Genomic DNA, 21,161 nt, shown 5'->3' with positions numbered 1-21,161 from the left:
TCCTTAGGCCGTTACACGGACGCCGTTGAGGCCGAGCTGGGAAAGCGAAGCGGCGATCGCCGCAGCAAGGACGTCGAAGGCTTCCGGCATTGGCTCGTCGTAGATCTGCAGATCGACGAGATCCGGGGTTTCGGCGAAGCGGGCTTTCACCCGCAGGGCGCCGGCTTCGAGGATCGAGGCCGGGTTCATCGACTTCGACCACACCAGCTCGTAATCGATCAAAGCCTTCAGTGTCTTCAGATCCGAGAGGAACTGGTCGCAGGCGCGATAAATCAGCGAGACGACGTCCGGATGGATGTCCTCGGAGAGATACTGGCGCAACGGGCGAAGCATGGCCTTTTCGATGGCGCGGCGGGTGCGGATCTTCTTGATCGACCGCCAGCTGGCAACGGTCGGGTCGGTCGCCGTGGTGAACGGCGCCCAGAGCAGCTTGCCTTCAATGACGGTGCCGACGCCTGCCTGGTTGAGGAAGTTGGCGTCGGACGTGATCTCGCCATCGGTATAGCCGACCGGAACCGAGGGTCCGAGAATGCCCTGCAGGGGACGGTTCCAGAACGCCTTGTAAGGGTTGCCGACTTCCTTGTCGCGGCGGACCATGGCTGCGGCGAAGTGAGCCGAGATCGGCCGCGTGACATTGCCAGCGCCGAGGTTGACAACTGCTTGCGGATAGCAGGCGACGACGTTTAGCGCGGTCGCGAAGTCATCCGCCCAGGTCGCAGCGGCTTCCCGGTTGGTGACGGGAGTGTCGGCAAAGACAATGCAGTCGATCAGCTTGCCGGCGACGACAGAAGCGGCCGTGGCGACGGCATTCGCGACGTTGCCCGTGCGGTCGGCCATATAGCCAGGTGCGATGATGCTGCCGAGTTCAAGGCCGATATGCGCTTTCGATTCCAGGAGCGCGTAAATGCCCGTCTTGGCGCCGGCCGAGCCGACGATATTGTTGATCTCGGCCGCCAGCTTGTCGGCCGGCACGGAGGCCGCCGAATGCGCCACGCGGACGAAGGCGAGATCAGCAACGATGCCTTCGGATTTGATCTGCGAGACCGTGTCGAGGGCGAGACCGGCACCGAGCTTCGTCAGCTGGTCGGTGTCCTCGGTCGAAAGCCGGACCGGCTCGTTGAGCGGAAACGCGGTATTGTCGGCAAGCGGCGCAGGAAGCACCATGCCGATGACGGTGCTGTCGCGCGTATCGATTTTGGCGACGGTCGATCGCAGATCCGAGAAGACGCGAACGCCGACGAAATCAGTAGTGCCAGCCATGAAAGAGCCATCCCCTGGGCAAGTGCATATTCCGGGGTCAAGCTACATGCGCGCGCAAAAAAGCCGGGGCTGACAGCTGTCAGCCCCGGCTTTTGATCTGCCATCACGGTATCAGGTGGCGGCTGGCCAGTAAACCGGATTGGTGGCGAAGTCGGCAGGGATAGGGTCCATGCTCTTCAGATCGCTGGTAGCGAAGATATGGCTCGCTTTGTGAGCCAAGGCCGCGTAGCCGAAACGAAGCACGGTCTGGGCATCCATCGGAACGCGGGAATTGTCCGACGCGATCCATTCGAATACTTCCGGCCCAGCGGGATCGAGAAGCTTCCGCCAAGCGAAATTTCCGGCCTGAGCGCCAAACAACATCATCGCATCCGACGCGGCCTTGTGCGCGCCCATGATGTTTTCGCGTGCCTCTTTGTCGGACTGGTACAGAACACCGTCGAAGACGAAACCGGCGGTGATACGCCGGTCGCGCTCGGCGTCGACGTCTGCGCTGGCTGGAGAGGGGTCGAGGAACCGCGCCTGGTCGAAGCTCCACCGCTGCGAAGCGGAAAGCGGAGCAACCGGAACTGCGATAGCATTCCCTGGCGCAGGTCCCTCAAAAGCTCCAATCCACTCGCCGTCAAACGTTACGTAGAATTTCTCGCTCATGGCTTAGCCCTCAGCACGATCTTCCAGCTTGTCAGTGTCAACGTTATTGCCGCACCGGTACTGAGGTTGAACGTCAATCCGATCGCAGTATTGCCGATCCTGCCATATATGTTCGTGGCATCTGCCCATACCATCACGCCATACCCGGCAGTGGAGCCGATGTGGTTTGTCGTGACGCGGATCTCATTATCAACTTGGAAGTTGAACTCTTGGGACGTGCACACGGCGTAAGCTTCGTAGTACGTTGGCTTCACACCAAGATTATGAGGAGCTTGAATAAGCCCGCCGAGCGTAGGAGTGAGTGGGGTACTTGAGAACTTCCGCTCAAGTGCCGCAATCCTCGCCCGCGCGTCGGTGAGATCGTTGAGCACCTGCGCTGCCGCTAGTGTCCCCGCATCAACGGACGCGCCATAGGCCTTGATGTAGTAGGTGACCGTCATGTTGGCCACGCGGGTTTCAGATGCCGTGCGCGGCGCACCATTCGTCCCGTCATCAACCGGGATCGCTCTTGGTGAGGTGTCTGCGCGAAGGCCTGCGACAGACACGGCGCCACCGGTAACGTTCAGCAAGAAAGTACCGAGCTTAGCGGTGCTCGGGGCTGTCGGATCACCGAAGTTGTGCCCTTGAAAGGCGTCCGTCTGCACAGAGCCAAAGGTTCGCCCTGGATCGCGCGTCTGCCCCGCTGTCCATCCGCGCTTGAAAAGCGCATCACCGCTCGGCATGACAGGGTTGCCGGAGCCGTTCACGGCCCAGCCGTTGGCAAGGCCAAAGGCGCGCAATTGAGGATAGGCGTTGGTCACTTCGAGACCCGCCACGACTTTCAGAAAGCCCGGAATGGCCGTTGTACCATTGCCATAGACGTCGATGACCGTGCCGATCGGGATAGCGGTGAGCGCGTCGACTTCCGCTTTTGTGTAGACGTCGGTCTTTGCCGCCTTCTGACCCAGAAGGGTCATGATAGTAGTGGCGAAGTTCGGATCATTGCCGAGAGCGGTGGCCACCTCGGCAACGGTATCGAGCGTCGTTGGAGCCGCGCCGACCACTGCCGCGACTGCCGCGTTGACTACAGCCGCCAGGCCGACGATGTCGCCGGTGGCATGCTGATGCGGTCCAAGCGCGGCGATCGCCGAGGACGGCACCCATTGACCGCTGGCGTTCTTGACCAGGACGTAATTGTTCGCCGCGCCGTCAGCACCGCTCACGTCCGTCAGATCATCGAGCGAAAACGTCCGGTCGGCCGGCATCTTGGCAGCGAGCGCCTCCACCAGGCCGCCGATCGCGGACATGGCGTGTGTGTGGCTGACGTTCGCCTTCTGGGCGACCGCTTCCGCCAAAAGCCAGATCACCGTGTCGACGATGGTCCACGCCTGCTGCAGGCGGTAGAATTCATCGTCGACTTCGGCTTCCGGGTCTGGAAGCGGGATCTGGTAGTTCTCTGTAAAGGTCGCAACCATGTTGATCCTCAGAAGATGCCGGCGCCAAGATCGCCGATGATGAGCCGCGCCGCTGGCCCTCCGGTTCCGGTGATGCGGAGCTGCACAAGCGTCCCGGTCTGACCGGCGACCTCATGTTTCCGCTCGGTCCAGAGTGGGAAGGCCAAGGCCTCGGCGTTGACGAAGGGAAGGCTCGTCCAGGCGCCGCCATCCTTGCGATAGTGCATCGCGACCGACGCTCCGCCTGGGAGGAAAGCCTTGAAGTAGCTTGTGAGCCGGACGGCCGCGCCAAGCGTGAAGGCACGGGTGATGTAGGTCAGCGTCGTACCGATCTTGCCCGCAACCAGCTGAACTGGCGCGAACAGGATCGGCGAGAGCTTTTCAGTGCCGGTCAGGATGGCGCGCAGCTCCACCGTTTCGGTGATGAACTCGGTGAGCTGCAGCACCTGGTACGGCAGGAGGCGATAGATCGTGCCGTTGGTACGCTCGATCTCGAAGACAACCGAGCAACCAGGTCCGGGAAGTTCCACCGCCGCACGGACCTGCAGGTCGGATGTCTCCACCAGATCAAAGCTGCCCAGCTCCACCGTCTTAGTGGTAACGGGATATCGGGCGGCGACGATCCGGAAGGCAAGCGCCTCGTCCTGGTGAGCCGTCCAGGTGCGGGCGTTTACCGACGAGAAGCGCGGACCCGTCACGTAAGGGTGCGAGGTGACGAACTTCTGCAGCGTGGCGTCGAACCCGCCAAGCTTTGCAAACGAAACCGAATGATCGGCGTCATCCGTCTTGATGACGAACGCGTGCGCCCGGTCGGCCGGCGTCGTCAGGGGCAGATTGTAGCGAGCCGACTTCCAGCCGACGACAGCCCCGGCCATCGGCACGACCACCTCCGCAGCGACATTGCTGGTCGGATAACCGTTGCTGATCGAGACCTGGTCGACCAGCAAGTGGTTGGCTTGGTTGCCGACATGGCAGATGTGGAAATCGACACCGACGAGCTGCCGCATCTCCGGTACCGCAAACATCTGTGCCTGCGGATCGGAAGAGCCGCCAACGCCATCGGACGTGCTGTTTTCCCAGCCCGGGTTTCCCCGATCCTGCACCCACTGGACGAGCTGGGGCGCGGACCAGTTCTGGACCGTGGTCACCCGCCGCATCGTATCGATCTCGATGGTACCCTGGCCGGTGAACATGGCGTTGGCGTCAGTTCCGCCGACGCCTTTTGCGGTGACGATTTTGGTGCCGGCCGTCACGTTCACGGGAATATTGGACGTGCCGGTGATCTGCCCCTGTGCGTTGGCCGTCTGTATGCCGCCGGGTTTCACGCTGGTGCCATCAAAGGTTAGGGTCTGCAGGATCTCTCCGACGCCAAAGCCGCTGATGGTGAAGGCGACGGGAATCTGCCGAAGGAATTCCAGCTGCTCGACGCGATGGTCGACCAGTTGATTTTCGGAATTGACCGTCTGAAGCGGCCCACCATCGGTGCGGGTGCCACGATTGAACTCGATGGTCTGCGCCGAAAGCCAGTCGGTACGATCCTCGGTCCAGAAGTCGGCGGCCGGCGTCAGGCGCAGCGTCCCTGGCAGGGGATTGAAATTCTGATACGGGTTGATCTTTTCGCAGCCCGTCTTCAGGTCCTGAGTGACCAGGACTTCCTCAATCCAATCCAGCATGACCGGCGCGGTGAGCGTTGCCGTGAAGAAGGTCGGCGTGATGGCGAGCTGCAGCATGCCATTGCCGATGGCGCCTGTCTGCGCCTCGCCGGCATCGCGATAGCTGTCGTCGATGAACGGATCGACAAAGATACCTTTCTTGGCGACCGGCTCCCGGAAGTCGATATTGTTTTTGAGGCGCTCCAGCTGGAGGAGGCGCTCAAAATCGATGATCCGGTTATTGTAACGCCACTGCTCCTCAAAGGTCATCGACCGGACGCCGTCATTGATGACGACGGGCGGGGACATCCAATCATTGGAGATCTGGCAAAGCTTCAGGACATCGCTCGGCACGCCCGGCGGCAACGGGTTACGGAGCGCCGGCAGGCCTTTGATGTAGATCGGCGAACCATCCTGGCCGAGGCAAAGGCGGTCGATGCGCGGCAGCTTCTGCGTATAGGAGATGATGATGTCACCGCCTGCCACGCCGCCCGAGACGGTGACCGTTGTATCGGTATTGGCGGTCGCGGCCACCGCAGCCCGGTAACGATAGGTCACGTTGTAAGTGGAGCCGGCGGCCGGTTCGGCGCCAGCCGGCGCCCAATCGATCGCATTCGCAACCAGGTTATAGCTGGTCGCGGCAACATACGTGGTTCCGCCCTGGACGACAGCCGAAACCGAAATCACGCTGCTATCCGGCAGACCATCGGAGCCATTGGCAATAGCTCCACGCGTCAGGGTGACCGTCTTTTCCTTGGTCAACAGGATCGAGTTGATGACGCCGATCGGCGCCTGGTCGACCGGGAAAGTGAAGGAGGCCCCGCCGGTATAGGTGTGGGTTTCACCGGGGATGGCGAGTTCTTCCCAGGCTACGGATTGCGCATGCCTGAGAGCGGCAAGACGGGTGCGCTTGTAGCCATTGATGTTGGCTTCGCCTTGCTCGATCGAGAAATTCTGGAAGCCGCCGGTGACACTGATTGCCGTTACGCGGCAGCCCGAGACGATATAGTTTCCGTTCGGCCGGTCATAGGCGGCGATCGCCTGAAGGGCGGGCTCCAGAATGGATGGGCCGGTCTGGTCGAGAATGGTTCCGTCGAGCAGGGTATAGACGGAATAAAAGGCGCCTTCTCCGCCATCCCCTTCAAGCGCCCAGGAAATGCTTGCGGTCTCACGGGCAGCACCTGGCTCACCTTCGGCCAGAGAACCGGGGCTTATCCCCAGAAGAGCAGGATCGTCCTCGTGCGTCAGGTAGGAACGCACCAGCCGTACGCCGATCTCGACGCGGCCGGACATCGGCACGTCTTCCAGCACCGCCTCACCCACCGGGAACACATCACCGGAAACATAGATGCTACCGGACGCGAGCAGGACAGTTCCGACTTCGAGATCGACGATGGCGTCGGCGCGCTCGATGCGGTTGCCCTCGCGGGCGACCAGCTGACCAAGACGATCATGACGCCCACGGATGATCGTCTGAAGTTCGTTCAGCTCGGCGCCCTGAATGAGCGGACGCTCGCCATAGAAGACGACACCCTGCTGCTCCGGTTTACCGGATGCTCGATCATAGGCGAACGGCAGGCCGCTTTCGTGTTCGTACATCAGAACCTCATCAGGATTTTGATCTGCTCGCGCACGGTCTTGCGCAGCGGCAGGGAAACGGATGTGACGGCGATCGGATGACCGCCAATGAGTTCGCCGGGCCGCAGCCAGAGCCGGCCGGGCTTGATATCGGGAGCAAGGGTGGCGCCAACCGTCAGCTCGACCGACTTCGCCTCGACATCGACGGCATCTGCGAAATCGGTCATCGCTTCGAGATAGACACGGGTCGCACCTGGTCGCGGTTGGTAGCGGACGCCGCCGATCTCATAGACGCCGTCGACTTCGGGACGGACCGCCTGGTCGGCTCTGCAGCGGCGATGACCGATGACAACGCCGTCCTGGTCCCGAAACGTGACGTGATGGACCCGAGCGGCAAACCATGCTGCCATCAGTGTCCGACGCTGTGCCGCCGGATTGTCGGCCCACGGGAAGTTTGCGGTCACCCACGGATATTGCATGTCGATCCATTTGAGCCCGCCGTTGCCCGGTACCGCGATCCAGTTGCCGATCGCGGTACCCTCGGCCTCGGTTAACAGATGGTCGATCTCCGTGGCGCGACCGAACGACCAGAGCGTGCCGGCGGCGGTAACGGCAACGCCGCTTTCGCGGTCGAGCATGCTGTCGTCGAGCCGGCTTCCGTCCGCCTCGAGCGCGCCAACGTCATACTGGTGGACGCCACGGCGAAGGCGGGAGCGCAGCGGCATAGAAAGGCGGGTGACGCCTTCGATCCGCTCCAGATCGGGATTGTCGTTCGCCGGCAGGTCCGGAAACCGCAGTTGCGTGCTGTTCCAGTAGGCCCTGCCGTGCCAGGCATCTTCCATGGTGGCGGAATAGCCGAGCCAGCCGAGGCCTTTGCTGACTGCAGCTGGCGTGCCGCGAATGCGCTGCCAGTTGACGCCCTCGCGATCGACGACAAGCGTGTACAGGTTCGGCACGTAGGGCGTCAGCTCGCCGAGCCCGTATTCGTAGACCAGGAACGGCAGGAAAGACGGGGGCGGTGCGACAAGCTTCGCGGTGCGAATGGCCTCGGCCGCCACGCCGAGGGCGTTCCAGCGGCTGGCGAGCGAAGCTTCCAAGGCCTTTTCGAAGTGGTCCGACTTGTCCGGCAGAAGTGACGCCATTAGAAGGCCCGCCCTCTGTTCGTCAGCGTGATGGTGCCGAGCGAAACTGCGGAGGCCGGCGGCGCGATGATGTCGCCGATCGGCGCGGTGGGCACCACCTTGTGGACGCCTGAAATCATCAGCTGCGCCGTCCACCAGCTCGCCGTCAGATCCCGGCCGAGCGCGCGGGCCAAGGCCCAGGCAGTGCGCAGGTTCGCTTCAGCGCGGGCAACCGTCGCCACATCAGCGTCAGGCAACAGCCAGAGATCGGCGGCAAGATTGACGACTTGCTGAACGGCCGAGGCTACCTCAATCGTATCGTTGACCATTCGGACTGCAGGGTTCTGCAGAGCCGCGTTGACGATCGCCAGGAGATCCGCGGGGGCCACGCCGTCCGGAGCGGTCGAGAAGACTGCGACGTGGATGAGCGGGCTGCGGCCGACCGTGTAGACAATGGCGTCCTGGACGCGCAGGTCGGCCGACATGGCGATGAACTTGTAGCGCGGCTCGGTACCGCCGGTCGATCGGCCCTGGATGGCGAGAATGACGCGGGTGACCAGCCGATCGTCAAGCTCGCCGATCATCCGCGAGACGTCATAGAAGGCGGCGAGATGGTCGAGGTCGCTGCCCCTAGCGAATGCCAGGAGGTTGGCGCGGATCGCATCGTTGATGCGGGCACGAAGCAGCGATTCGCGGAAGCTCTCCGCTTCCATGCCGATCACGGCCGGATCGGTCTCCAGCATCGTGACGTCGTAGGGCGGCAGGTTCAGCGACGGATTGTCTGTCCGCAGCGTTTCCCAGAGAGTGACAAACTCCGAAACGACCCGCGCCAGGATCACATCATAGTTGGGCTCGTCGATGATCTGGGGCTTCGGGAGCGCAGTCAGGTTGATCGTCATGCGGCGTTCCCCAGGCGGTTCAGCGGGGTCGCCTGCAGGGTGAGCGGGATGGCCATCTCGAAATTGCCGAACCGGCCTTCGGGATAATAGAGCCCGCCGTGCCGCAGGCCGAGCCGGCCATGTTCGGTGAGGGTCACGAGCTGGATCTGAGTAATCGCGTATTCGGGCTCCCACCGGGCGGCCGAGGCGACCAGCTCGTTGTAGATCAGCAGCGCGATCGACGGCGACAGATCCTCCGAAAGCAGCGATCGGAGGTTCGAGCCGAAGTCGAGCAGCATGACGCGGGTATCGATCCGGGTTCCCCAGATCTTGCCAAGCGACTGCATCAGGTGCTGCGCCCCCGCCAGGGGTTTGCCGCTCCTGGCGTCGAGGCCGCTGCGATATCGGATCTGTCCCACCATGGTTTCAAAGGCTCTTTAAAGGAGGTTCGTCAGTCTTTCGAAGGCGCGTCGGTCGCCGGCAGGATGTGCCCGGCCATCTCTTCCGAGAGCGCTTCCGTCTCGCTCAGGCGGATTTGGTCGCCAGCCTCGACGCGGCGGCCGGCAACGCGCGGCGGTGCCTTGTCTGTGACGACATAAGCGTTCTTGCCGTCTGGGGCTTCGATGCGGGTTTTGACGGTCGTGGCTTTGGTCATGGTGCTCTTATTCCTCTGGGGGGCCGGTCAGTTGTTCGCCCCTTACGACCTTGGTGTGTTTGTGGTTGACGCCGACATCGACGTCCTCGTGTTCAAAGACGCCGTCGCGGGCGCGGACGTTTCCGACCAGCTCGATCGTGTCGCCGATGAATTTGAGACCGTTCGGCCCGACCTCGATGCGGCCGGTACCGCGTTCGAAGACGGCAGTGTCGGACGACTGCGACGGGGCCTGATGGTCCCGGTCATAGGTTGCCGGAACCGCGATCGAGCCGGCGCCGACCGTCCCGGAAGACGAGATGATGTTCATCTGCTCGTTTACCGCCGGTTCCGAATGGATCTTGAGGCCGCCGGCGCCGGCTTCCTGCCACCGCACCCACGGCGAGAGGACATCACGTCCATCGCTGCTCGTGCCAAGCTTCAGCCGCAGGAGGCGCTGCTCGGGATCGACCACCGCAACCTTACCCGACAGCGTCGTCATGGCGATGCGGCGCTCGGCGCGCTCGATGCGCGTGTAAAGCCGGCGAAACTCGAAAGGTGCCGTGTCACGCATCCTCTTCCTCCACCGGAGCCCAAGGCTCGATCGAGGAAACGGCAGCGCCGTCCTGGAACTGGATAAGCCCGGCGTCGATATCGACATGGCCTTCCGGCTGCGGGAATACCGAGGGGCCGATATCAGCGATGATCTGCGACCAGGTCACCACGTAATAAGCGGTACCCTGCTTGGCATCCTTCAGGGTGAAGAACGGCTTCAGCTCCGCCTGCGGCTTGTCTTCGACAGGCATGACGCCAGTGCGGTTCCATAGCGAAAGGATCGGGTCGGCGAGGATTGCAAGGATGCGGGAGCCGATCGCCAGCCCGATCTCTTCCTTTTCCACGCGGCGATTGGCAACGGCCTTTGCCTCGGCGACGACGTATGCGACCCATTCGACCACGAAGCAGGTCGCACCATCGGTGATGAAGGTCTCGCGGATACGGCTCCAGCCGATCCCAACGCCCGGGGACTTGACGATCGTGTTAGCGACCAGCTCTGAGAGATCGACCTTGCCAGGATGGCGAACGATCGTCACGCCCGGCATCTGCGAAGAGAGCGTGTTGACGATGGCGATCTGGGTCGGCGCCAGCGGATCACGCGCCAGCAACTGATCGAGAGTGGCTGGCTGGATCATTGCATTATCCCGAAATGGTCGGTGATGACGTCGAGGATCTCGCGGCGGTTATCTTCCGAAAGACCGACGAACGGACGCGCCGGAATGGTGACTTCCTTGGCGAAGACGGTTCGGCCGCCGAGCTGAAAGACCAGCCGGTCGGACTCCTTCGGCACGATCGTCATGCCGTCCTGGTGGACGTGAGCATGTTCCCAGGTGGCGCCCCACTCGGCTTCCTCGGCCGAGGCAGTCCAGGCGATCGAATAAAGCAGGTGCTGGCCGCTATCGACCAGGATCGAGGTGCCGGCGACGTTAGGTTTCCAGGGCGTGCCGTCCGGCGCCGTCTTTTCCTCGCTGATACGGCGACGGGTCTGGCTTTCGCCAAGCGCGCCGAGCGTGGTCATCAGCTCCGAAGCGTCGAAGTCGAAGAGCGGACGAAGCCGCTTGAGAGCGGCATCGAGATCGCTGACATCGAGGGTGAGTGAAACGCTCATATCCGGCTGAGCCTCTCGCGGGTGAAGACGCGCTCGGGCGCCTGAAGGACGACTTCATTCTGGCCGACGTCCTCGGTTGGATCGGTCGGGCCGCCGCCACCGGTGTTGCCGCCGGTCAGGGCGCCCTTGCCGGATGCGATCGCTTCCAGGCGCTTGATGGCCTGGTCGTAACGTTCCTTGATGTTTTCGGTTGAGCGCGTGAAGGACAGCGCGATCCGGTAGAAGGCGATGTCGGTCGTATAGACGCGCAGGAGATCGAGGCTGTCCTGGTCGAGGCCGGCCAGCTCGGCCGGCGAATAACGACCGGCCAGAATGCCGCGCACCTCGATCGAGGCGTCGAGAATGCCACGCTCGATGCGGGTGTCGTCGCGAAGGCCGGTGGTCTCGTCGGCCGCCACCAGCGCCAGCTCGTTGGGGAAGCGGGCTTCCAGATCGGCGATAGTGGCGTAAACGGTCATGCTCTCCCCTCAAGTTGATGCTGCTGTTTCCGCCGGGGCATTCACGCCCTTCATCCGGCCGGTGGGCTTCGGGCCGGTGCGCCGGCTAAAGTTGCCGGGCCCGATCCTCGCAGCGCTCCCCTCAGGTATTCAGGTTATTCCTGCCCGGCGCCTTCGCCGGCCTGCGGTTCATCCGGAAGCTCGATCTCCTCCCGGCGACCGTCGATCTTCAGCATCGGGTCGGCGCGCAAGGCGTTGATGATTGCTTCCGGATCAGGACCGAGATCCTCTTCGGTCAGTTCGCGAGGCTCTGGCCCGAAGGCGAGATTGGCGCGGCGGCGCGGGCCAGCCGGGGCGCTGACAATCAGCACCTGGCGCGCGGCGATCATCTTGCTGAAGTCTTCTTCGTCGATCGGCTTGGCAGTCGCTTTGGTTCTGGGGGGCATTGCTGTCTCCTGGGCGGTTTTCGGGAAAACGGCGCCACCGCCGCTTTTCGGAAAACCGCCGGCCGCTGGGAGGAGGAGCGCGGCCGGCGGCAGGGGGCCAACGCGGCCCCTCCCGGGTTAGTTGAGAAGCGGAGCTTCCATGACCTGGACAAGATTGCGGATTGTGTTCGTGGTGCCGCCAATCTGCTCGGCCAGCAGGATTTCGCGAGCCGCGAACAGGTTGGTGCTGCCGACAATCAGGTGGGTCGGCCGGATATTGAGCTTGCGACCTTCGTCATCGGTGAACTTCGCCATTGCCTCGTAGGCTTCCTTGAGGTTCGCCGCGTCGAGGGTGTCGGTCGAGCCGAACGCCATCTGCCAGAAGCCGTAGCCAGCCGCGACCCGCGCATCGACGCCGTAGAAGTACTTGTCGCGCATGAAGACCAGGTCGGAGGTCTTGCCGTCTTCCTTGGTGGTGAAATTGTAGTCCCGGCGTTTCTGGAAGATCCAAGGCTTCAGGGGCTTCGACAGATCAGCGAGGATCCAGAGATCGGACGAGCCGGCCGCGAAATTGGCGACCGAGGTGACGGCGCCGGGTTTGCCGACCGGATGGTCCACGTCGAAGAAGTTCTGGCCGTCGTAGCAGGGGGAAGTGGCACCGGCGCTCATCAGCTCGAAGGTGATTTCGTCGGGATGCATGGCGGCGGAATTGCCCATCATCTGGAAACGAGGGGCGTAAAGGCCGAGCTTGTCGTCCTCGATGTCGTCGCGCTCAACGCCGATCGTCGATTCGAACTTGCGGTTCTTGATCTGGTAGCCCTTGCTTTCGAGGCCTTTGATATGGCGATCGCCAATCCATTCCCGAAGTTTGGGCACATCACCGAGCCAGCCGTAGGTTTCTTCCGAAGCCGACGAGGTGATGACAGTAGCGACCGAATTGTAGAGGGTGGCGGTGCTGGCGAGACCGAGCTGAAAAGCGGTCTTGAAGCCGCGCTGTGCGGCGGCGAGCAGGTCAGGCGTGATAACGCGCGTCATGAAAGTGTCCCCTGTTGTTGTCAGTAGCCGACGCGGACGAAGACGCCGTCGCTGTCGACCTGGATGATCTTCCCCGCCACGGAGCGGGTGTTTGTGCCGTTCGTCTTGGCGACGGTCTGATCGTCGACGATGTAGCAATCCTTGCCGACGTCGCCGGGCAGGATCGCGTCCGCGCCAAGATTGAAGAGCTTGGCAACCGTCCGCTTGGCCAGCACCTTCTCGGCGCCATCGGCACCGGCGTTCTTCACCGTGCGATCGGAGATACCGAGGACGATCAGGTTCAAGCCCGTCTTGCCGGGAATGGCGAGACCCGCCTCCATGACGGTCAGGGCGCCCTGAAGGATGGTGGTAGCGCCCTTAACCGGAGCGGAGGAATAAATCCCCTCCATCTCCACCGGCTGGCGGGCCTGGGTCATTGCGGTCATGTGGAAGCTCTCCGATGGCGAAAAAGGTTGATCAGGCGGCGGTGAGGCCATTGGCCTTGCGATAGTCCTCTTCGGAGAGGCCCATCATCTTCATGACGGCGCGGTCTTCGGCGGACAGCGTTGCAAGGTTGCCGGGGTTCGGGATCTTATCGAGGCCAGTCGCCTGCAGGCCGGCGCCGAAGGTTTCGATCAGAGCGGTCACCTGCGCCAAGCCTTCGTCGGTCGCGCAAAGCGCCTCGTAGGACGCACGCTGGGCCGGGCTGATCTTCTTGGCCGTAAGCGCGCCTTCCAGCAGCGCATCGATCTTCGCCTTGCGGCCCTCGGCCTTCAGGGTGTTCAGTTCGGTCTGTGTTGCCGACAGAGTTTCGAGCGTCCTCTGGTGAGTTGTCGGATCGATCCGGTTGCCCAGGTTGGCGATAGCCGACAGGCAGGATGCCTCCGAAGCGTCATCCTGCAGATTGAGAGCCTTGGCGATTGCCTTCAGCATGTTCGTCTCCTTGTGAGTGGGATCGGCCGACGCAACGGCCGGCATGGAAATTCCAGGCGCAGCGACGAGCGCAGCCGAGTGCAGCCAGGTGGCGCGGCCGGCGTCATCAGTCTTCAGCGCGGGGGAAATGTAGCGGTGGGATCGGGCGGCGAGCGTGTCGATGCCTGGTTGAAGCCATTCAACACGCCCATAAAGGCCATCGGGGCGTGCGGCCAGCTCCTCGATCCAGGCGACTGCTGGCGCGGCATCGCCGAACATGGCCTTTTTGACCGTGGCATGATCGAGATCGAGCGGAACGGAAACCTTGTCGGCATTGAAACGCTCGACGAGCAATTCAGGGGAGATCTCGAAGGGCCGGCCGTCGCGGGAAACGAACGTGCCTCGCGGCGCCAGCTTGATCCAGGCAGGAGCGGTAGCTGCGCCAGAAGCGGTCGGCTCAGCAGCGAAAACGTCGATCGCGGTGACGGTCGTCATGGCCAGCGCTTCGGCTTCAGCCGAGGCAGCAAGGCAGGAAATCAGGGCGGTGGTTGCGAGGCGCTTGATCATGCGGCAATGTTTGCCAGATCACTTGCGGCAACTGGGGCTGACAGCTGTCAGCCCCAGAAGTTTAGCTCAGCTCCGCCGCGTTCCTCACATGCGCCCGAACATACCGCACCTGCTTCAAAATTGAAGGGGTTTTGAAGCCCGTAGGCGCGTTTTCTATAGATGGCACGAGTATCGGGGCGTCCGAGGGCTCTTGCGCGCGTCTGTGGGGCCTTTATGGTCTAGCTCAGGTGAGCTAGGGAAAGCCAACATGAGAATGATGGTCGCGGCCTTCGTCGCAATGATCGGAGCAACAGCGGCCGCAGCGGTCGATAGCGAGACGTGGGCAAAAGAGTGGTCCGTGTATCGCCAGTTTTTGAAGACACCTGCATGTGGGATAGCACCCGACGTCGACGCGTGCATTAAGGTTCTGGATCTCTGGAGACGTGACTTTATGTGGGCCACTGACCCGCATTGGAAGAGCCTTTATGTCGGACAGCGCAACGTGGCGATCTGCCTCTTCGAAGGTTGCGACGGAGAGGTGAAAACGAATCCCGTCCTCGCCTGTGGTTGGTCCCGGCTCGTACTGCTCGCTGGGCATTCCGAAATCGTGGAAGAAGATTTTCAGCGCGAGCGAACCTACTGCGGTGCGCTAAAGACTTCGATCGAGAAAGACGCTGCCACGGCACAAGCTCAACGGCTCATCAGGTTCCTCGCCACTCAATAATTGCCATCCGTCGGCTTCGGGGCTATAATTGGCATTGCGCGGCAGCGAAGTCCGTTGGCCTCGATTGCCCATGGAGGGAGCCCGGTTAGACCGGGACGCGGCCCCTCCCTGCCGCGCTTCATTCCCAAGGCCATTTCCCATCTGACCGCTGCACTTCGTTGCGCATCTCCTTTTCGTTGCGCTGATGCAGCGACGTGGCCCGCAGGTACCCGTTGTCTGAAACGGTCACAAAGCTCCTCCAGAATGCCTTGCCGATCTTCGCCAGGAGCGATCGGACGTTTCCTTTCCCGCGTGGATCAGGCAGCACCAGGCCTTCACTGAGGATCTGCGGCAGCACTGCGAAATCTCCCACCGGCAGCTTGTGCTTCTCCATGCGCTCGGCGATCGTCTCGCTGGTGACCGAGATCACCGGCGACTTTGCGCCCAACTCGTCGGCGAGCGCCTGGTTGTGTCCGGCAGGCAACCAGACCTTCTGAGGCAGGCGCGGCGCGAGCCGCAGATAAGGATCTTCCCAAAGCTCGCCGAGAACCTTTTGTGCGTCCTGGGGCGCCGCCGCTTCCAGCTTGGTCTCAAGATTGCGGATCAGCGTCGAGGCCCGAGCCAAGCCGGGGTTGGTCTGCCAGCCGGCATCGATCCCCTGAGGGACCATCGTGATTTCACCGGTGCGGCGATTGCGATGCTGGATGTCGGGCCCGAGATCGGGGACGGTGTCACGATAGAGCACGCCGCCTTCCTTCGGCTCGCGGCCGAGGAGCTGCTCGGCCTCGCGACTGGAGATCTGGCGCACCTGGCATTTGCACAGCCAGCCGTTCGGCGGCCAATGTGTCTGCCAGAACGGATGATCGACTGGAAGGATGATCCCGACCCATGTGAGATGCTCCGGACGCGGATCGCCCGACGTGGTGCGGATATAGAGGATATACGGAAGCGCCTTCTTGGACCGCTGCACCCGTTCCCACTGGCCTGCCGATCGGGCGCTATTGGCATTCGACCAGAAGATGGTTTTCAGGCGCCGATCGCTGGCGAAGTTGACCATGCGATCGGGCTGCTCGCCGGTCGGATCGGAGACCATGCGTGGTCCCCACCAGCCGAGCTTGGAAAGCTCCTTCCCGATCAGCGGCTTCCAGGCATCGAAACCTTTGCCCTCGGCGATCGCCTGCGAGATCGTCGAGCGGAAGGAATTGAGCACGTCCAGCTCGGTCGCCTTGGCAACCGTGAATTTGTAGGCATGCTCCTCCGCCCAGACGTCGAGATAGGAGAAGGCCGGCGCAGCCGACTTGCCGTCGAAGTAGGACGTGACCTCGGGCGGGACCGCGAAATTCTTCTCGATCTTTGCCATGTCAGTCCGCGATGTCGCCGACGCCACGCGCGATCGCCGTCAGCCGGCCGAGACGCTCGGCCATCTTTGAAGCGTCCGGGCCGGCCGTTTCAATCAGCTTCAAAGCCTCTTCGAAGCTTGCCGCGCTGGTGATGATGTCGGCGATCGGCTGCACGATCGGCTTTGCCATCTCCTCCCAATCGTCCATCGCGACGGCAAAGAGTGCTTCGACCTGGTCGAGGGCGTCCGGCTCGCCGGCCTCGGCCGCGAGCAGCGAAACGCAGGCGCCGCACCGGCAGGCGCGACGATGGTCGAGGACGATCGCCGACAGCGCCGCGACCTTCGCCTTGACGTCTTCGGCGGGTTTCTTGCTGTCGTTCGCGGGCTTCGGCGTTTTGGCTGCGGGCTGCTCTGGCGCTGGCCCCGCAGCTGCGGCAGTCGGCATCAGCAGCTCATCTTCGTCACCGGGATCCGAAAGGCCAATCTTTTCGCGGATCTCGGTCTGCTTCACCCGAAGGCCGAACGGCACCATGCGGGCGACGGCGTTTGTCAGCGCGTCGATATCTTCGGGATCGGCAACCAGCAGCTGGACCTGCGGATAATGATCCTGCGGGCCGAAGTTGAGATCCACGAACGGGTGAACGAGGTCGCGGTTGGCGGTGCGGGCGAGCTGCTTGCAGTCGGCCCGCAGGATATCGAGCCGCACCTCGTTGTGGATCTTGGCCTGGCCAAGCGAGGAACCGTCGTCGCTGGTCATCGTCTGGCCGACGACAAGCTTGGAAATCTGCTTGTCGACATACTCCAGGAGCCCGCCGAAGACGGCCGCGCCATTGGCGCCGTTGACCTCATGAAACTCGATATCCATGCCGGCTGGGATGATCGCCGCCGCATCATTGGCGATCGAGGCGACCGCCTTCAGGAGCGTGCGCTTGTCTGCCGGGCTGGCGGCGGCATTGTATTTGCCGACCCGCAGCGGCATGCCGTAGACCTCGGAGAAGGCCGCCCAATCCTGCAGGGTGAACTGCTGGATCAGATAACCCCAGGCGGCCGGCCGCGCCATGCCTCGGCGCAGCGGCAGGCCCATCTTGGTGCGCGGCATGTGGCGTAGGAACTTAGCCTGCGGCAGCTCCACGCCCTCGATCGAGCCGTCCACGGCCAGCCGCATCTCCGAAAGCGTCAGCCGATCGACCTGGAAGAAACGCGGGTCACGGGCGATGAAGTTCACCGGCCGCAGCGTCTTACGCTCATATTCCCACATCATCTCGACAGCGGCATAACCCTTCGAAATGCCATCGGTCAGATTGCCGAGCGCCTCGCCGAATTCGGTATCGTTGACCAACTCAGTCACCGCGTCGACGATGTTGGTCTTAGCCTTGCCGGCTTCGACGGTGACCTCGATGCCCTCGATCGCCAGCCGGCGCGTCTGCAGCTGGGAAGCATAATGCAGGTATCGCTCTTCCATCTCCTCGGCGAGGGTCAGGTAGGATCTGGCCTCGCCGATCGCGGCGTCACGCAGGATCGTGCCGAGGCGCTCAGGCGTCAGGCCGGAAGCGACGCGCTCTTCGTGGGTGCGACGAACGCCGGCCACGGTCGGCGTGGCGATCTCTTCCGAGAGCGTCTGGATGACGATCGGCCTGCCGTCCGGCCCGAGGATCGAGGAAGTGCGGGTTACCAATGTCGTCTCCCGAAGTCGCTGTCGTCGTCATCGTCCCCGGCCGCAGCAGCGGCGGCCAGGTCACGGACGGACTGATAATCATATTCGTGCCATCGCTGGCGGCTGGCGTAGTGGGCAAGCGCGAGGGCAACTGCAAAGTCGCCGTGGCGCTTCTTCGACGCTTCGCCCGTGCGGACATCCGGAACCTTGGGGACACCGGCAACGACGCGGACGAGGCGCAGATCGGCAAGGTGTTCGTCGTCCTTGGCCAGTGCGATCGCATCGTCCTCGAATGCCGCCTTTAACGGCGGCATGTTGAAGCGATACCAGTCGGTCGAGAACTTGATGGCCTCGATCAGGCCGCCGGGATGGTCGGCATCACGGAAGCCGAACTCGCGGCCCATGTCTTCGGCGACGGTCCAGCCCATGCCGGTCGCGTCGAAGGCAGCGCCGACCAGGCGCGGCGCACCCTTCAGGATCATGCGGGTGAACAGCTTCTGCTCGTCACCCGGAACGTTGCGCATTTCCAGCGTCAACGCCTCCTCGCGCTTCAGGAGCCGCGAGGTGGCAAGCAGGGTGCCAACCGAAAGGTCGGCCACGCGGGCAAAGTCGAAACCGAATGCATGGGTGCGGTCTCGATCGAGGCGGGCAATGGCGGCCGCCAGTTCGCGGATCGTCGGCGCGATCAGCATGGCGCGCTCCAGGCGGGTGCGGTGGAGGAAGTCGCGCGGTAGCTCGATGCGGATGATCGGCGCTTCGATCGTCATCCGGGCTTCGATCAGCGGCGCCGGCAACCAGGCGCCGGTGCCGGCGGTCGGAATGCAAAACAGTTCCTCGTCGGCGCCGTCGCCGTAGAAGTCGATGATCTCCTGGCGCCATTTGGCTTCGCCCTCGGCCGTCCACCTGTTTCCGTTGACGAGGCAGATGCGCTCGTAAAGCCCTTCCTTCAGCGCCTGGTCGAAGTCGATCCTGATATGGCTGTATTTCGACCTGCCGGCCAGGATGTTCTGGATCTGCTTGTTGAACTCGTTTTCGGTGCCGTTGTGGGTCGAGCAGACGACGACCTGGCCGCCCCACATCAGAAACGCGAGCGCGGCTTTCAGCAGCTCCGGCAGGCTGTCGACGAACGCGGCCTCGTCGATCATGACGACGCCCTGCTTGCCGCGAAGGGTGCGTGGCGCCGATGAAAGCGCGAGGATCTCGAAGCCCGACGCGAAGCGGATGCGGAACGCCTGGATAGACCGCTCGCCTTCCTTGTCGCTGTCGTCGAACAGGAACTCGCTGACCGCCAGGGCGGCATTGGAGAATGCCCGAGCCCACATGGCGCAGGCGTCGATGAACTCGCGCGTCATCTCCTGGCTGTAGGAGATGTACATCACGTCCATGCCGCCGGCTTCCTTGGCGCGGCCGGCCCGCAACGCGGCATAGGATGCGAAACCGAAGGTCAGGCCGATACGGCGCGATTTCTCGATGAACAGGACGCGGCAAGCCGTGTCTTCGAGCAGCTCAAGCGTGCGGGCCTGATAGGAGATCAGCGCCTTCGGCAGGCCGACCTTGTCGACGAGGCCCGGCAGAACCTCCGTTGCGGTCCGCCGGGCCTCGGCCCATTGTGCCTCTGTGATTGGGGCGCTCATCCGGTTTTAACCCCGAGGATCTGCGACAGGATCTCCTGCGCGGTATCTGCGGAGAGGCCCTTGGCCTTGGCGACGGTTTTAACGGCCTCCGAGGCCTTGGCGCTAAACTCTTTCTCGACCTTCTGGCGCCGAGCCGTCGATACGTTCTGGGCTTGGGTCGCCTTATGCAGCGCGCTGGACAGCTCGTTGACGGCCTTCGGATCGATCTGCTTCTTGCCGGCCGTCATCATCTGGAAGATCAGGGCCTTGATCGCCTCGGCTGCGATCAGGGTAAGATCGTCCGACTCCTCGGCGTCGTAGGTGCCAGCAATCGCCGAAGCCATTTGCCGGGTTTCGTTCATGTCGCGAGTATAGGCATCCAGCTTGATCGAATGCCGGTTGAAGGCCGAGAAGCTTGGAATAGCGAACTCCAGCTCACCACGGCTATCCCGGAGTATCTCCTCAAGTTTCGCGACAAACTCCTGATAGATGTCGAGCTGCGTTCTGTCGTTCGCCTGCAGCTGCTCCGCAGCCCAGATGACAATGTGGCTGCACTCCTGCGGAAGGAGTTCGATGTTGGACTTCCGCCCGCGACCCTTGGCCATATCAAACCCCCGGCTGCGTTGCGGAAGGGCGCTTGATCCCGTCGATGAACTGCTGGCGCCGCAAATGCCTCCATCCGGCGGGCGTCAAGCTGGCGATCTTCACCGTCCCGGCTTCCAAGATGATGACCGCACCCATGTTCGCCATCCAGTCGAGCTGCTGGTGGATCCACGGGCGCTCCTGATAAATGGCGAAACGATTGAGCGCCGGTTCCATCATACTGGAGGACAGGCTCTCGTTCGGTTGGATTGCCAGCTCCTTCAGGATGATCAGCCGAGCTTCCTCGCGCTGGAGGTTTGCGTAGTCAATTCCCAAGTTCATGCTGCATTCCTCGCCTGCTCAATAAGCGCGTCCTGAAGGCGCTCCCCGATTGCCTGAATGGGCTTGAGACGTTCATCCATCGCTTCGAACCGACCGCTCAGCGTGGCGTCCTGGACCTCAAGGCGCCGCATGATCTCGGACATTGTCATCTCGATGCGGTGGGTGGTTTCCCGGTCGGGAAGATGTTTCATGTCGCTCTCGATCGCCTGGATACGGCGGTCGTGGTCGATCAGCTTTGTTTCGCCCTTCGTCACGCGCTCATCGAGCTTCTTCTCACCAGCAGACAGCATGGTGCGAACGGCGGTAAACAGATTGATGAAGCCAAGAAGCAGACCGACGACGGCGGCCACGGCGGTGAGATCGAGTGTCATCGGTGGTACTTCACTTCCTCATGAAAGGTTTGGCAGTCGACGCAGCGTCGGGCAAAGGGCGCTGCCGATCGTCGTTCCGCCGGGATTGGGCCGCTGCACTCGATGCAGGCGTCGGTGCCCTCTCGGGAGACGCTCGCGGAAGCGCTGGCGATCGCTGCGTCGCGTTCCTGCGAGGACCGCAGGTCCGCGAGATAGAAGGCGAGTTCGTCCCCGATCATCGCGCCACTCCGGCAGCATCTGCAGCAGCAACCGCCGCAGCGCGACGTGTCTCGCAGACATTGCGGGCGGTTCGGTCGCTCGCCCAATCTTCCAGCACCTGTTCGTCCGGAAGGTCGGCTGTTGGTTTCGGAGTTAGC

Annotated in this window: 24 protein-coding genes; 1 reads left to right on the top strand and 23 read right to left on the bottom strand. The window is 62.7% G+C overall.

Going from position 1 to position 21,161, the window contains the following annotated elements; translation table 11 throughout:
* Window positions 1-3: 3 nt before the first annotated feature.
* From ACZ9IU_RS14605 to ACZ9IU_RS14530, 16 genes are all read right to left on the bottom strand, one after another.
* Window positions 4-1,260 carry a phage tail sheath protein gene (locus ACZ9IU_RS14605; RefSeq protein WP_038544085.1) on the bottom strand — a complete coding sequence of 419 codons (1,257 nt, stop codon included), beginning with the start codon at window positions 1,258-1,260 and terminating at the stop codon, window positions 4-6.
* Between the two features lie 111 nt (window positions 1,261-1,371).
* Window positions 1,372-1,911, bottom strand: a complete 540-nt coding sequence (locus ACZ9IU_RS14600; protein ID WP_038544083.1) for a DUF4376 domain-containing protein — start codon at window positions 1,909-1,911, stop codon at window positions 1,372-1,374.
* Complete coding sequence (locus tag ACZ9IU_RS14595; protein WP_051899764.1) at window positions 1,908-3,365, bottom strand: phage tail fiber repeat family protein; 1,458 nt, start codon at window positions 3,363-3,365, stop codon at window positions 1,908-1,910. The genes ACZ9IU_RS14600 and ACZ9IU_RS14595 overlap by 4 nt, the downstream gene beginning before the upstream one ends.
* Before the next feature lie 8 nt (window positions 3,366-3,373).
* On the bottom strand, window positions 3,374-6,595 hold the full coding sequence (locus tag ACZ9IU_RS14590; protein WP_038544081.1) for a DUF4815 domain-containing protein: 3,222 nt from the start codon (window positions 6,593-6,595) through the stop codon (window positions 3,374-3,376).
* Window positions 6,595-7,716, bottom strand: a complete 1,122-nt coding sequence (locus tag ACZ9IU_RS14585) for a phage tail protein (protein WP_038544079.1) — start codon at window positions 7,714-7,716, stop codon at window positions 6,595-6,597. The genes ACZ9IU_RS14590 and ACZ9IU_RS14585 overlap by 1 nt, the downstream gene beginning before the upstream one ends.
* On the bottom strand, window positions 7,716-8,594 hold the full coding sequence (locus tag ACZ9IU_RS14580; protein WP_038544077.1) for a baseplate assembly protein: 879 nt from the start codon (window positions 8,592-8,594) through the stop codon (window positions 7,716-7,718). The genes ACZ9IU_RS14585 and ACZ9IU_RS14580 overlap by 1 nt, the downstream gene beginning before the upstream one ends.
* Window positions 8,591-8,995, bottom strand: coding sequence for a GPW/gp25 family protein (locus ACZ9IU_RS14575; protein ID WP_038544075.1), 405 nt, complete (start codon window positions 8,993-8,995; stop codon window positions 8,591-8,593). The genes ACZ9IU_RS14580 and ACZ9IU_RS14575 overlap by 4 nt, the downstream gene beginning before the upstream one ends.
* A gap of 29 nt (window positions 8,996-9,024) precedes the next feature.
* Complete coding sequence (locus ACZ9IU_RS14570; protein WP_038544073.1) at window positions 9,025-9,228, bottom strand: hypothetical protein; 204 nt, start codon at window positions 9,226-9,228, stop codon at window positions 9,025-9,027.
* Window positions 9,229-9,235: 7 nt separating this feature from the next.
* A complete protein-coding gene (locus tag ACZ9IU_RS14565) occupies window positions 9,236-9,778 on the bottom strand; it encodes a phage baseplate assembly protein V (protein WP_038544071.1) in 543 nt (180 codons plus the stop codon).
* The gene (locus ACZ9IU_RS14560) at window positions 9,771-10,394 is read right to left on the bottom strand and encodes a hypothetical protein (RefSeq protein ID WP_051899763.1); all 624 of its coding nucleotides are present in this window, start codon (window positions 10,392-10,394) and stop codon (window positions 9,771-9,773) included. Before ACZ9IU_RS14560 ends, ACZ9IU_RS14565 begins: the two co-directional genes overlap by 8 nt.
* Window positions 10,391-10,867: a phage virion morphogenesis protein gene (locus ACZ9IU_RS14555; RefSeq protein WP_038544069.1), complete on the bottom strand. Its 477-nt coding sequence runs from the start codon at window positions 10,865-10,867 to the stop codon at window positions 10,391-10,393. The genes ACZ9IU_RS14560 and ACZ9IU_RS14555 overlap by 4 nt, the downstream gene beginning before the upstream one ends.
* Window positions 10,864-11,325 (bottom strand): gp436 family protein, encoded by a 462-nt coding sequence (locus ACZ9IU_RS14550; protein ID WP_038544067.1) that lies wholly within the window; start codon window positions 11,323-11,325, stop codon window positions 10,864-10,866. The genes ACZ9IU_RS14555 and ACZ9IU_RS14550 overlap by 4 nt, the downstream gene beginning before the upstream one ends.
* Window positions 11,326-11,459: 134 nt before the next feature.
* Window positions 11,460-11,750: a hypothetical protein gene (locus tag ACZ9IU_RS14545; RefSeq protein ID WP_038544064.1), complete on the bottom strand. Its 291-nt coding sequence runs from the start codon at window positions 11,748-11,750 to the stop codon at window positions 11,460-11,462.
* Between the two features lie 117 nt (window positions 11,751-11,867).
* A complete protein-coding gene (locus ACZ9IU_RS14540) occupies window positions 11,868-12,764 on the bottom strand; it encodes a Mu-like prophage major head subunit gpT family protein (protein WP_038544062.1) in 897 nt (298 codons plus the stop codon).
* A 20-nt stretch (window positions 12,765-12,784) separates the two neighbouring features.
* Complete coding sequence (locus ACZ9IU_RS14535) at window positions 12,785-13,189, bottom strand: hypothetical protein (protein ID WP_038544060.1); 405 nt, start codon at window positions 13,187-13,189, stop codon at window positions 12,785-12,787.
* Window positions 13,190-13,220: 31 nt separating this feature from the next.
* Entirely contained in the window at window positions 13,221-14,222 is a 1,002-nt protein-coding gene (locus ACZ9IU_RS14530; protein WP_051899762.1) for a phage protease, read from the bottom strand.
* Window positions 14,223-14,469: 247 nt separating this feature from the next.
* On the opposite strand from ACZ9IU_RS14530, the gene ACZ9IU_RS14525 reads away from it, so the two are divergent.
* Entirely contained in the window at window positions 14,470-14,925 is a 456-nt protein-coding gene (locus ACZ9IU_RS14525; protein WP_157885150.1) for a hypothetical protein, read from the top strand.
* Between the two features lie 118 nt (window positions 14,926-15,043).
* Here ACZ9IU_RS14525 and ACZ9IU_RS14520 read toward each other — a convergent pair whose 3' ends face one another.
* From ACZ9IU_RS14520 to ACZ9IU_RS14490, 7 genes are read right to left on the bottom strand one after another with little or no spacing between them, the layout of a single operon-like run.
* The gene (locus tag ACZ9IU_RS14520) at window positions 15,044-16,264 is read right to left on the bottom strand and encodes a phage head morphogenesis protein (RefSeq protein ID WP_038544058.1); all 1,221 of its coding nucleotides are present in this window, start codon (window positions 16,262-16,264) and stop codon (window positions 15,044-15,046) included.
* A gap of 1 nt (window position 16,265) precedes the next feature.
* Entirely contained in the window at window positions 16,266-17,918 is a 1,653-nt protein-coding gene (locus tag ACZ9IU_RS14515; protein WP_038544056.1) for a DUF935 domain-containing protein, read from the bottom strand.
* Window positions 17,912-19,531: a hypothetical protein gene (locus ACZ9IU_RS14510; protein ID WP_038544054.1), complete on the bottom strand. Its 1,620-nt coding sequence runs from the start codon at window positions 19,529-19,531 to the stop codon at window positions 17,912-17,914. Before ACZ9IU_RS14510 ends, ACZ9IU_RS14515 begins: the two co-directional genes overlap by 7 nt.
* Window positions 19,528-20,115 (bottom strand): DUF3486 family protein, encoded by a 588-nt coding sequence (locus ACZ9IU_RS14505; RefSeq protein ID WP_038544052.1) that lies wholly within the window; start codon window positions 20,113-20,115, stop codon window positions 19,528-19,530. The genes ACZ9IU_RS14510 and ACZ9IU_RS14505 overlap by 4 nt, the downstream gene beginning before the upstream one ends.
* Window position 20,116: 1 nt before the next feature.
* Complete coding sequence (locus ACZ9IU_RS14500) at window positions 20,117-20,434, bottom strand: VpaChn25_0724 family phage protein (protein ID WP_038544050.1); 318 nt, start codon at window positions 20,432-20,434, stop codon at window positions 20,117-20,119.
* Window positions 20,431-20,805 carry a DUF2730 family protein gene (locus ACZ9IU_RS14495; protein WP_038544047.1) on the bottom strand — a complete coding sequence of 125 codons (375 nt, stop codon included), beginning with the start codon at window positions 20,803-20,805 and terminating at the stop codon, window positions 20,431-20,433. The genes ACZ9IU_RS14500 and ACZ9IU_RS14495 overlap by 4 nt, the downstream gene beginning before the upstream one ends.
* Entirely contained in the window at window positions 20,802-21,023 is a 222-nt protein-coding gene (locus ACZ9IU_RS14490) for a TraR/DksA C4-type zinc finger protein (RefSeq protein ID WP_038544045.1), read from the bottom strand. Before ACZ9IU_RS14490 ends, ACZ9IU_RS14495 begins: the two co-directional genes overlap by 4 nt.
* Between the last annotated feature and the right edge of the window lie 138 nt (window positions 21,024-21,161).

Source organism: Mesorhizobium sp. USDA 4132 (genome assembly GCF_056279545.1).
The sequence above is the reverse complement of the archived record's forward strand: the minus strand, read 5'-3'. Positions and strand labels throughout refer to the sequence as shown.